The 12,330-nt window shown below is 39.8% G+C and carries 10 protein-coding genes and 1 pseudogene; 8 read left to right on the top strand and 3 right to left on the bottom strand.

From position 1 onward, the window contains the following. Window positions 1-243: 243 nt before the first annotated feature. The 3 genes from polA to AB8618_RS00720 all read left to right on the top strand — a co-directional run bounded on the left by polA (window position 244) and on the right by AB8618_RS00720 (window position 4,576). Window positions 244-2,979: a DNA polymerase I gene (polA, locus tag AB8618_RS00710; RefSeq protein WP_413401131.1), complete on the top strand. Its 2,736-nt coding sequence runs from the start codon at window positions 244-246 to the stop codon at window positions 2,977-2,979. Between the two features lie 494 nt (window positions 2,980-3,473). Next, the gene (locus tag AB8618_RS00715) at window positions 3,474-4,061 is read left to right on the top strand and encodes a YceI family protein (protein WP_413401132.1); all 588 of its coding nucleotides are present in this window, start codon (window positions 3,474-3,476) and stop codon (window positions 4,059-4,061) included. Next, on the top strand, window positions 4,058-4,576 hold the full coding sequence (locus AB8618_RS00720) for a DUF1285 domain-containing protein (protein ID WP_413401133.1): 519 nt from the start codon (window positions 4,058-4,060) through the stop codon (window positions 4,574-4,576). Before AB8618_RS00715 ends, AB8618_RS00720 begins: the two co-directional genes overlap by 4 nt. On the opposite strand, the gene yihA is transcribed toward AB8618_RS00720, so the two are convergent. Next, the gene (gene yihA, locus AB8618_RS00725) at window positions 4,577-5,218 is read right to left on the bottom strand and encodes a ribosome biogenesis GTP-binding protein YihA/YsxC (protein ID WP_041709727.1); all 642 of its coding nucleotides are present in this window, start codon (window positions 5,216-5,218) and stop codon (window positions 4,577-4,579) included. Window positions 5,219-5,498: 280 nt separating this feature from the next. Between yihA and AB8618_RS00730 the strand changes: the two genes are divergently transcribed. The 3 genes and pseudogenes from AB8618_RS00730 (at window position 5,499) to AB8618_RS00740 (ending at window position 7,991) form a co-directional block, all read left to right on the top strand. Continuing rightward, window positions 5,499-6,131 carry a c-type cytochrome gene (locus tag AB8618_RS00730; RefSeq protein ID WP_008112717.1) on the top strand — a complete coding sequence of 211 codons (633 nt, stop codon included), beginning with the start codon at window positions 5,499-5,501 and terminating at the stop codon, window positions 6,129-6,131. Between the two features lie 748 nt (window positions 6,132-6,879). Next, window positions 6,880-7,463 (top strand): annotated as a pseudogene (yihI, locus tag AB8618_RS00735) (Der GTPase-activating protein YihI). A 12-nt stretch (window positions 7,464-7,475) separates the two neighbouring features. Beyond that, window positions 7,476-7,991, top strand: a complete 516-nt coding sequence (locus AB8618_RS00740) for a DUF2489 domain-containing protein (protein WP_413401134.1) — start codon at window positions 7,476-7,478, stop codon at window positions 7,989-7,991. Between the two features lie 68 nt (window positions 7,992-8,059). Here the strand turns inward: AB8618_RS00740 and hemN are convergent, their stop codons facing one another. After that, window positions 8,060-9,433, bottom strand: coding sequence for an oxygen-independent coproporphyrinogen III oxidase (hemN, locus tag AB8618_RS00745; RefSeq protein WP_413401135.1), 1,374 nt, complete (start codon window positions 9,431-9,433; stop codon window positions 8,060-8,062). A gap of 116 nt (window positions 9,434-9,549) precedes the next feature. Further along, on the bottom strand, window positions 9,550-10,074 hold the full coding sequence (gene yjgA, locus AB8618_RS00750) for a ribosome biogenesis factor YjgA (RefSeq protein ID WP_413401136.1): 525 nt from the start codon (window positions 10,072-10,074) through the stop codon (window positions 9,550-9,552). 145 nt (window positions 10,075-10,219) lie between these two features. On the opposite strand from yjgA, the gene pmbA reads away from it, so the two are divergent. Beyond that, a complete protein-coding gene (gene pmbA / locus AB8618_RS00755; protein WP_413401137.1) occupies window positions 10,220-11,569 on the top strand; it encodes a metalloprotease PmbA in 1,350 nt (449 codons plus the stop codon). A 120-nt stretch (window positions 11,570-11,689) separates the two neighbouring features. Further along, the gene (locus AB8618_RS00760; protein ID WP_413401138.1) at window positions 11,690-12,172 is read left to right on the top strand and encodes a DciA family protein; all 483 of its coding nucleotides are present in this window, start codon (window positions 11,690-11,692) and stop codon (window positions 12,170-12,172) included. The last annotated feature ends 158 nt before the right edge of the window (window positions 12,173-12,330 follow it).

Genomic DNA, 12,330 nt, shown 5'->3' on the forward strand with positions numbered 1-12,330 from the left:
GTAGAAGAATAATAAAAAAGAACCTCGAATTATCTTTTTTTAAACAAAACAATAAATTACAAACTAATCTAAGCATTTTACTATGTTTCGGATGGATGGGTTGTGGGTGTTATCTACATAGTTATCCACAAGTTGCTAAAAATGTAGCGCCCTTAACCACATTAATTCACAGTCGTTTTATTTACTGCCTTATGGCATGCTTATACTTATATTACTTTTTTGTATTTAGGATCCAATTTTACCATGGCTCAGATCCCCGAAAACCCGCTTATTCTTGTTGATGGCTCTTCATATTTGTTTCGTGCTTATCATTCTCCACCTCATTTAACTAATTCTAAAGGTGAAGCCACTGGCGCCATTTATGGCGTGGTAAACATGTTGAAAAGTTTGATCAAACAATACGATCCTTCACATATGGTAGTGGTGTTTGATGCCAAAGGTAAAACTTTTAGAAATGACATGTACAGCGAGTATAAAGCGAATCGTCCACCAATGCCTGACGATCTGCGAACCCAAATAGCGCCGCTGCACAGCATTATCAAAGCGATGGGTTTTCCATTAATTAGTATTGAAGGTGTAGAAGCCGATGACGTGATTGGTACATTTGCGCGCATTGCTTCTGAGCAACAACGCCATGTACTGGTATCAACTGGTGATAAAGATATGGCACAGTTGGTTAATGAGCATGTCACCTTGATCAATACCATGACCGACAGTATTTCAGATCCCGACACTGTGGTTGAAAAGTTTGGTGTTGGACCTGAGCTTATTATCGATTATTTAGCTTTAATGGGCGATAAAGTAGATAATATTCCTGGCGTTGAAGGGTGTGGGCCTAAAACAGCGGTTAAATGGTTACAAAAGTACGGATCGCTTCAGGGCGTAATTGATAATGCTGCTGATATTAAAGGTAAAATAGGTGAAAAGCTTGCAAAAGCGATTGATCATTTACCGTTAAGCTATGAGCTTGCCACGATTAAGTGTGATGTGGAGGTTGAATCTGATCTTGATACTTTTAAATTGCAAACACCGAATAAAGACGAATTAATTGCCTTATACGGTGAGTGTGAATTCCGTCGCTGGTTAGCTGAATTACTAGACAATCCAAAAGATGCTGACACACATTTAGCAGTCCCAACCCAAGAAAATGAGTTGCCAAAAGTTGAAGATGCGCACTATGAAACGATTTTAACTGAGGCCCAATTTAATACATTGATAGAGCAACTCAATGAAGCTGAGCTATTTGCTTTTGATACTGAAACAACCAGTTTAGAGTATATGAAAGCGCAGTTGGTAGGGATGAGTTTCGCAGTAAAAGCAGGGGAAGCCGCCTACTTACCGATTGCACACGATTACCCAGGCGCACCTGAGCAGCTTAGCCTCGAATTTGTGATGCAAAAGCTAGGGCCTATATTAGCAGATGAAAATAAACCGAAAGTTGGCCAGAACTTAAAATACGACAAAAGCGTGCTTGCTAATGCGGGTTATGAACTAAAGGGCATTAAGTTCGATACGATGTTGGAGTCTTATGTATTTAATAGCGTAGGTACTCGCCATGATATGGACTCGTTAGCACTTAAATATTTAGGCCACAAAAATATTAGCTTTGAAGACATTGCTGGTAAAGGTAAAAAGCAGCTCACGTTTAATCAAATCGAGCTTGAAAAAGCGGCGCCATATGCCGCAGAAGATGCCGATATTACGCTTCGTTTACACCAAGTATTGTGGCCGAAACTTGAGGCTGATGAAAAACTTAAATCGGTGTTTGAAGATATAGAGATGCCACTGGTTAGCGTTATTTCTGACATTGAACGTACTGGTGTAGCGATTGACAGTAATATGTTAGCAGCACATAGCCAGCGCTTGGGTGAGCGACTACTTGAGCTTGAAAAAGAAGCGTTTGAAATCGCAGGCGAACCGTTTAACTTAAGCTCGCCAAAGCAATTACAAGTACTGTTATTTGAAAAGCTAGAATTGCCCGTTATCAAAAAAACACCCAAAGGCGCGCCTTCTACAGCAGAAGAAGTACTGCAAGAATTAGCACACGATTACCCATTGCCTAAAGTGATTATTGAGCATCGCGGTTTATCTAAGCTTAAATCAACTTACACAGATAAGTTGCCACTGATCGTGAATGAGCAAACCAAGCGTGTGCATACTTCTTATCATCAAGCGGTAACAGCAACGGGTCGATTAAGTTCAAGCGATCCTAACCTACAAAATATTCCTATTCGTTCAGAAGAAGGGCGCCGTATTCGTGAAGCCTTTATTGCTGCTGATGGATATAAAATTGTGGCGGCCGATTACAGCCAAATAGAGCTGCGTATTATGGCGCATCTATCACAAGATAAAGGGTTGCTTAATGCCTTTGCAAATGGCTTAGATGTGCATAGCGCGACAGCTGCTGAGGTATTTGGAGTTGAGCTTGAAGAGGTTACATCAGATATGCGCCGTAAAGCTAAGGCCGTTAACTTTGGCTTAATTTATGGCATGTCGGCATTTGGTTTGGCACGTCAACTTGATGTACCACGCCATGAAGCGCAGCATTATATTGATAAATATTTTGAGCGTTTCCCTGGCGTTTTAGAATACATGGAGACGACCCGTGAAAAAGCAGCAGAAAATGGTTACGTAGAAACTATTTTTGGTCGTCGCTTACATTTACCAGAAATAAATGCCCGCAATGGAGCACGCCGCAAAGGCGCGGAGCGTGCGGCAATTAATGCCCCTATGCAGGGTACGGCTGCCGATATTATTAAAAAAGCAATGTTAACAGTACATGCATGGGTTAACCAGCAAGCGCCTAATACGGTTAAGCTACTTATGCAGGTACACGATGAATTGGTATTTGAGATTAAAACAGAGTGCACTGAGCAATACACTCAGCAAATTTGTGAGCTGATGTCACAAGCGGCACAGCTAGATGTACCACTAATAGTTGAAGCTGACGAAGGGAATAACTGGGAACAAGCGCACTAATTTAGTATGCCAAGGATGCCTTGTCCTAGGCAAATACAACAGTTAAAAAGAATTATTTAAAAGCGCCAATAGGCGCTTTTTCTTTAGCTTGCAGGTTAAAAAAAGTTAAATTAAACAGCAGTTTGTATTAAATCGTTAGAGGTTCGTCAATTCGCTTCGAATATCGATAATATGCTTGTATTTTTACGCTTGCTTTTGGTAAAGTGCCGCCCGTCCTCATCCTGTAGGACATCCTGTTGATGATGCATCGTAAGATGCAACGTATTGATAGCTTCTCCCCAGTTTGCTATATCGGCCTATCATATATTTGATGGGCCGTTTTTTTAGCTTTACTCCTAAGCGTTAAATTTATTCTCTAATTGCACTTAGCATTTCAAGTGATACCATCAGTTTACTGTGCGTTTTCTTTTTAACTCAGCGTATTAGTGATTTTCAACTTTACTGATCAAAGTATTATTTTTTCGGGTATAAATCTTTTATTTTAGGAGTGCATTATGTTTAAAACGTTAGCCATAGCAGGTTTATCTTTATCATGTTTACTAGTTTCAGGCGTTGCATCGGCAAACTGGCAGTTACTCAACGACAAAAGCCAATTAAGTTTTGTCTCAATTAAAAAAAATAGCATTGCTGAGGCAAGCCATTTTACTCAGTTAACAGGGCAATTGAATGAGCAAGGTCAGTTTAGCGTAAATGTTGATTTAACCTCAGCTGAAACGTTTATTCCTATTCGTAACGAGCGCCTCAGCAAAATCTTGTTTGAATCTGACACTTTTGCAAGTGCAGTATTAACCGCTGACTTATCTGAGAAATTGTCACTTATTAAGCAACCAGGGCAGTACGTGTTAAAAGGCATTAGCGCAGAGCTAGACTTTCACGGTCATAAAAAGCCACTTGCAGTGGATGTACTTGTTAGTAGTGCGGAAAATGGCGATTTAAGCGTAGCATCATTCACGCCTATTATTATTAAGAGCGATGACTTTAAAGTTACCGAAGGGATAATGCAGTTACAAAAATTAGCCGGATTACCTTCAATTGCTACTGCGGTACCTGTTACGTTTGCACTGACCTTTAAAAAACAGTGATTTCTCTTAACGAACTTAGTAAGCAACTAAGCGAGCCAAGTAAACCTTTTGAACAATGGCAGCCTGCTCATTGCGGGCAATTGTCACTGCTGATTGATGAGCAAGGTAAATGGTTTTATGCGGGTAGTGAAATTACCCGACAAGCCATGATAAAGCTGTTTGCTAGTGTGTTGTGTCGCGAAGATGGGCAGTTTTATTTAAAAACGCCAGTAGAGAAAATTGCGATTGAGGTTAAGGATGCGCCATTTATTATTGTAAGTTGGCATCGTGAGTCGACAACTGATGGTGATGTTATTTGTTGTATTGATAATCTACAGCGTACCTGGCTACTAAGTCGTGCTGAGCCGCTATATATTAATAATTACAAAGGCGCTGCAGTGCCTTATATGCAATTACCCTATGGTTGTTTTGCACGAGTTGCCAGAAATGTGTTTTATCAGTGGGCTGAAATAGCCGAAACAGATGAGCTCGGCTATTTTATTACCTCCGCGAATGAGCGGTTTTATTTAGGGTAATTACTCTGTGTCAGCAGGTGGAATTGCTACGATTGGACCTAAGTACCACTCATCTAACTTTTTAGCGACTTCTGGTAAACCAGTGCCTTTAAGTGATGAAAATGCATGAACTGTTATATCGCCATCTAATTCACTCAATTCACGACGAACACTAAGTACCTGTGATTTGCGTGGACCTTGCTTGAGCTTATCTGCTTTAGTTAATAGTGCCAATACTGGAATTTCACTACCTACAGCCCAATTAATTAAATCGCGGTCTAAATCTTTTAATGGGTGACGAATATCCATCAACACTACAATACCTTTTAAGCTTTGACGTTTTTGTAGGTATTCGCCTAGCGACTTTTGCCATTTCTTTTTCATTTCAATTGGCACTTTCGCAAAGCCATAACCTGGTAAGTCAATTAGGCGCATGTCATCTACATCGGCAAGTTCAAATGTGTTGATCAGCTGAGTACGGCCCGGTGTTTTACTAGTACGTGCTAGCTTTTGATCGGTTAGGGCATTAAGCGCACTTGATTTACCTGCATTTGAGCGACCGGCAAACGCGACTTCAATTCCCGTATCAGCAGGTAATTTAGTGATGTCTGGCGCGCTTGTAACAAAAGACGCAGTGTTATACTTGATACGAGATTTGAGCACAGGCTCTCCTAAAACTAAAAAAATAACATTGGGTAAACCAAATTCACCCGTGGGGCGTATTTTATACTATAAAGTAGCTATTAAAAAGTGTATTTGAGCATGTAAAACCGTTGCTGATGGTACATTTTAACTGGCTTAGCTATTAATTTTACTCAAAACCCTATAATTTATAGGTTTAATGTGTGTAGAAAACGTGCCAGAGAATTTAATATCGTGTAGAATATAAAAATCACAACATCCATATTGTAGATGATACAGGGTCGGAAACAGAGAATTCACCATGAAAAAAATAGCACTATCTTTAACTATATTGCTTGGTGCGTTGTCAGCAAGCAACGCAACAGCATTTGATGGCGATGTAAACGCAGGTAAAGAAAAATCAGCAACGTGTGCGGCTTGTCACGGCCCAGACGGTAATGCGCCGGTTAACATCTACCCAAAAATTGCAGGCCAACACGCAGATTACATATACAAGCAACTTACTGAATTTAAATTAGGTATGACTTCGGGCGGTAAAGAAGGTCGAATGAATCCAGTAATGAGCGGTATGGCAATGCCATTGAGCGATCAAGATATGAAAGACTTGTCTGCTTACTTTGCTTCTTTGAATATGTCTGAAGGTGCTACACCTAAAGATGTTCAAGAAACAGGCGCCATGTTGTACAAAGCGGGTGACGCTGAACGCGGAATTCCATCATGTGCGGCTTGTCATGGTCCACGTGGTAATGGCTCTTCACTAGCTAAATTCCCAAAAATTTCTTTCCAACATCCAGAATACATCAAGTCACAACTTGAGCAGTTCAGAGATGGCACTCGTAATAACGACCTAAATGGTGTTATGCAAGATATTGCTAAGAAACTTACAGATAAAGACATTGAAACATTATCTAAATACCTAGGTGGTCTACACTAAAGTCGTATTTATTTAGATATTGTTAACATAATACAATGTTAAATAGACAAAAAGCAGCTTTGGCTGCTTTTTTTGTTTCTGAAATGACCGATAAAGCCCCTTCATTTGTAAGACATTGACCATGCTTTAATGTAAGAAAAGTCTCATTTTATTTTTATTTTTTAAGTTAACTTATTGTAACTTATATTTTTTAACCTTTTTTGTTATGTTTTACACAAGAAAAAAGATATAAATTAGTTGTAACAAAATTATTAACGAGTAAATTAACCCCTGTCGCAACAATAATAACAAATAGGAAAACGTTATAAGGATCGTAGCGCGGCACGACTAAATAGCACATTGAGAGTGCTACTAAAGGAAATAACAAAAAAGTGTCAGGAAAGACCGAAAATAATAAAAACTCATGGAAGTTTAATAATAAAAACAAAATGGAATGCTACACGGAAGATAAATAATAATAATACGGATAAAGAAATAATAATAAAAATAATAAAGACTAAAAAGTCGAAGGGAGAAGTGTCCATATAATGGCGCTCAGATTAGCAGGCGGTAGAGATGTTTTCTCTACCGCCTTTTTATTTGTCCTGTTACAATACCCCCCGTTTAAAAAAAGCATCTAAATATGCTTTGGCGTATATAGAGAAACCCAACCTCTAAAACGCAAACCGAATTCTTCTGGCTAGGCCAGCATTGCGATGCCCATTGAGTTGCGCCTCGCTCAAAACCTCTTAAGTGAGATGATCAAGATATGAGTAGAAAGAAAAAGTCACGTAAAATTCCATCAAATGGGCCCGTTCGTTTAAGCCAAGATAAGCTTAAAGAAATGCGCGCATTGAAAGAGCAACGTGTAAAAAAACCAAAGGCGCTAAGCCTGGTTCACGTAATGCACCTGATGCATTGAGTAATGACACTCAAAAAACAGGTTCGGCTGCTAAAGACAAACGTGTTGGTAGTAAAAAAGCAGTACCATTAGTTGCCCCAGCAGCTGAACCAAAAGTTGAAATGAAACGTAACCTTAAGCCTGTAGCGGAGCTTAAAAAAGCGATTGAGCCTGAGTTAACGCCTGAGCAAGAATTAGAAGCGCTTGAAAATGATGAGCGTTTACTTAAATTAGTTGAGCGTCATGAGCAAGGTGAAATGCTAACGGGTAAAGATGCTAAATACTTTAATAGCCGTATAGCGCGTCACCAAGTGCTGTGTAAGTTATTAGGCATTGAAGATGAAGAAGAATTTGAAGATGACTTCAGCGATGAAGAAAGTAATTCAGATTTTGATCAATACCTATCAAACGACCTAGCTAATGAATGGCTAGATGACGACGAAGATAAGTAATAAGGATACGCAATGAGTACAGCAGTGATCTTAGCCTTAGTTGTAGGTGCTGCTATTATAGCGGGCTTGGCATTTTATGCGGGTCAGTTGCTCTACAAGCTAAATGTGCAAAAAAAGCTAATTAGCAAACAACAGGCAGAGCAACAGCAAAAAATTAAGCAGTCGCGTTTAAAACGTAATGCAAAGCTAGCCGATAGTATTCATTTAATTGCACGTGCGATGAATGAAAAGCAATGTGATTACTCTGAGGGCTGTTTACGTATTTGGGTGCTGATGTCGCAATATAGTTTTGATACTGAGCGTGACTTAACAACTGCATACCCAGGCATTTATAAAATGTACGACGTGGTAAAAGAAATGCCAACTCACGATTCGCGTAAAAAGTACGCTAAAAAAGAAATTTTTAAGCAAGATACCGCACGCTGGCGCGCAGAAGAATCACTGAGTGATGAAATTGAAGCTGACTGTAAAAAAATTATTGTTGAGTTTAAAGCAGCCCAAGGCAGCGAAAACGTAGTTTTTAACTAGCACTTAGATTTTACAGCATAAAAAAAGCAGACCTAGGTCTGCTTTTTTTATGCGCGCTATTTTTTAAATTATATAACCCGTGAGAAGCGAGTGGCATTTATTTGTTTTTGTAAGTGCGCATCAAAGCACATACAAATAATACGAATAAATAAATTCCCTTTTGGTGTTACGCTAATTAGGTTGTTTTTTATTGTTACCATTTCATCGGCAATTAATGGTGCGAGTGCCTCTAAGGCATCTTTAAAGTAGTCATTAAAGCTGATTTTATGTCTGTTCGCGAATACGCTCATATCAAGCTCAAACTGGCAAATAAGTTGTTTAATTGCATCCGCTCGAATAAGGTCATCTTGGGTTAAATGCATGCCTTTATTAATGGCACTGCCTGCTTGCTCGTCGATTGTTTGGTAATAGTGTTTTAGCTCTTTTTTATTTTGTAGTATGGCTGTGCCTATTTGCGATATTGACGAGACCCCTAAGCCGAGTAAATCACATTCTCCATGGGTAGTGTAACCTTGAAAGTTACGATGAAGTTGGCCGCTATTTTGAGCAATAGCCAATTCATTATCAACTTTTGCAAAGTGATCCATACCGATAAATTGATAGCCCGCCTGTGTCATTTGCTCTAGGGTATTTTTGAACATAGTGAGCTTATTATGGGCACTGGGTAAATCAGCATCTTTTATTTTACGTTGAGCGGCAAAACGATCAGGTAAATGAGCGTAGTTAAATACTGAAACACGGTCGGGGTCTAAAGCAATCAGTTGCTCAATAGTTTGCTTAAAACTCTCAGGTGTTTGCAGTGGCAGCCCATAAATCATATCTGCATTTATTGATTTAAAGCCTAATTGTTTTGCTTGGGTAATTAACTGCTTTACCTCATCAACATGTTGAGGGCGGTTAACAGCCAGCTGAACCTGATCATTAAAATCTTGAATACCAAATGACACACGATTAAATCCCATCTCGCTTAAGTCAATCAGCATATTGTCAGCCAGTGAGCGAGGGTCTATTTCTATACCGCGTTCACAGGTATCGCTAAAGTTAAAGTGTTGCTCTAGTAACTTTACTAAGCGAGTCATTTGGGCTGCGGTTAAAAAGGTTGGAGTACCGCCTCCTAAATGTAATTGCTCAACCCGATAGTCTTGAAATAGTTGCGCTTGTGCCACGATTTCTTTAGCTAAAAAATCTAGGTAGGTATCGGCTTTAGATTGATGGCGAGTAATGACTTTATTACAGCCACAGTAATAGCAAAGCTGGCTACAAAAAGGAATGTGGATATATAAAGACAAAGCACGGGTTTGCGATGATTCAATAGCGCTAATCAAATCTTGTTGCTGATAGCCGTCAGCTAACGAAAGTGCAGTCGGGTAAGACGTGTAGCGCGGGCCCGATACATTGTATTTGTTTATTAAAGTTTGATCCCATTGAGGAAGTTTAATCATCACGCGCACCTTATCTTTTAAGTTGCTGCGTATTGTAAAAAAGGAAAGGGGAAGGGGGTTTGATCTACAACAAAAAAAGGTGCCGTAGCACCTTTTTAGTATGTAACGTGGCTGCGTTACATTATGGCGTCTTTTAAATACTGAAATAGCTCTTTGTAGCCTCTCGCAGGCTTTTCTGCTTTTACTTCTTTGGCCGCATTACGCACCAGTTGGCGCATTTTTTGGCGCTCAAGAGCTGGGTATTGTGCAATTGTTTCGTTGATTAAGTCATCGCCTTGCTCAATTAAATCACTGCGCAGCTGCTCAATCTTTTTGATCATAACCTCTGCTTGGTTATTTTTATTAAGCATTACATCAATGATCGCTTTAATTTCTTCAATGTTTTCTACTGTACGAAGGGTTTTTGCTATGTAATTTAAGTGGCGGCGGTATGCATCACTTTTATTACTAATTTTATCGGCAACAACCATTGCTGCTTTTAAGTCATCATTAAGCGGTAAGCGTTCGCGCTGCTTTTTACCCATTTTGGCAATTTCAGATCCTAACTGATGAAACTCTTGCGCTTCGCGCTTAAGTTCACTTTTTGATACATATATAATTTCTTCTTCAATTTCAGCAGGCTTGCCTTTTTTCTTCGCCATGGGGTGCTCTTAAGTAAAAATAACTTTATCTATTATACGCGATTCTTTTAGTGATTAATATTAGCTGATGTGGTGCAGTGAGTGTGTTAGCATTTAAATATAAAAAATGTGTGCAACATGGCCTTCAGGGCTCAGGACAGAATTTATGAAAAGCCAACACCAAGATCCAATATATTCGCAAATTTCTCAAGTAAAAGATGCCGTTTCTGAAGTACTCGAACATGCTAAAAAACTAGGCGCTACCGCTGCAGAAGCTGCTATGTCGAGCACATCAGGGCTGTCGGTAAGTACGCGCATGGGCGAGGTAGAAACCATTGAGTTTAATCAAGACGGTGGTTTAGGCATTAGCGTGTATGTTGGTAATAACAAAGGCTCCGCCTCTACGGCTGATTTAAATCCAAAAACATTGCGATCTGTGGTCGAAAAAGCCATAGATATTGCTAAATTCACCTCAGATGATCCGTGTAATGGTATTGCTGATAAAGAATTACTTGAGTTTTCGCCTAAAGATTTAGATTTATTTCATCCTTGGGATGTAAGTCCTGAGCAAGGGATTGATTTATGTCATGCTGCTGAGCAAGCCGCATTAAGTGCGGATGAGCGAATTGTGAATTCTGATGGTGCTAGTTTTTCTTCGCATCAAGGGCTGCGAGTGTATGGCAATAGTCATGGTTTAATTGCAGGCTACCCGAGAACACGCCATAGCATAAGCACTATGGTAATAGGCAAAGAGGGCGAGCATATGCAGCGCGACTCAGCCTACACAATTTCCCGCGATCAAGCAGGGCTAAAAGATGCTGCAAGTGTTGGGCTTGAAGCTGCTGCAGAAACCCTAGCGAAACTAAACAGCCAAAAACTAGGCACCATGAAAGTGCCGGTTATTTTTAGAGCCGATATTGCTAACTCATTGTTTGGCCATTTAGTGTCAGCGATCGGCGGTGGCGCACTATATCGCAAATCCAGCTTTTTACTGGATAGCTTAGGTACACAAGTGTTCAGCAAAACCGTTAATATTTCAGAGCGCCCACACTTACTAAAAGGGTTAGCATCATCACCTTTTGATAGTGAAGGGGTTAAAACTCTAGACAGAGAAATAATACACGGTGGTGAATTGCAAACATATTTATTAGCGAGCTATGCAGCGCGTAAAATGAATATGACGCCAACAGGTCACGCCGGTGGTATTCATAACTGGTTGGTTGAGCAAACTCATCAGGATTTAGCTGCACTATTAAAAACCATGGGCACGGGTTTGTTAGTCACTGAACTTATGGGGCAGGGTGTAAATACTGTGACTGGTGACTACTCTCGTGGTGCAGCTGGTTTTTGGGTTGAAAATGGTGAAATACAGTACCCAGTAAGTGAAATAACTATTGCTGGTAACTTAAAAGATATGTTTAAAGGTATTTCAGCTATTGGTGGCGATATAGAGAGACGTGGTGGTATTCAAACCGGCTCAGTGCTGATTGAGCAAATGCAAATTGCGGGTGCTTAATACCCATCCACAATAATACTTAATTCAGCGAATTGGTATACACCCACTTTGTTTGCTTAAATTAAGCTTAAATTAAGCTTAATTTAAGCAAACTTTCCTTTTATGTTTCTAAGGTGTGATATGGCTAAAGATAGATATGCGCCAAAACCATTAACCGACATTATGGCCGGTCTGAATAACCGTTTAGCAGCCTATGCGGGGAAAAGCCAAGCACTGGATACACAGCAACAGTTGTTGCGAGATTTTTTAGGGCCTAAGCTAGGCGATAAATGCCGAGTAAGTAATTATCGTGATGGCACGCTGATGATAGAAGCTGTTTCTGCTCCTATTGCTCTTAGGCTTAATTATTTAAAAATGGATATGCAGTCTCATTTTAGAGCCGCAGGTATGGCAGAGCTTGGACAAATAAAAATTACCGCCAATCCACAAGCAACTCAACGATTAAGTAACCGTCCTAAAGCGACAGATAGCCAAGCGACTAACTCTCTTAAAATGAGTGAGCAAACGGCTGATTATTTGAATGCGATCGCCGATTCTGCTCCTCCTTCATTAAAAGAAAAGCTGCAGCGCTTAGCTTTACATGGCAAAAGTAAGCCTAGCTAGTCCTCGCACTAAACTCCTTTTCTCGCTCTGAAGAAGCGCAAAATACTTTGTTACATATTCGATTTCATTGTTATTTAAATCAGGTTTATTATGCTTATCTAGTGCTTCCTAAATTAGGTTGTAGCTGATGCGTATTTCATTAAGCAGGTAATAGACTG

The organism is Pseudoalteromonas sp. RW-H-Ap-1, assembly GCF_048318575.1.
Taxonomy (GTDB): domain Bacteria; phylum Pseudomonadota; class Gammaproteobacteria; order Enterobacterales; family Alteromonadaceae; genus Pseudoalteromonas.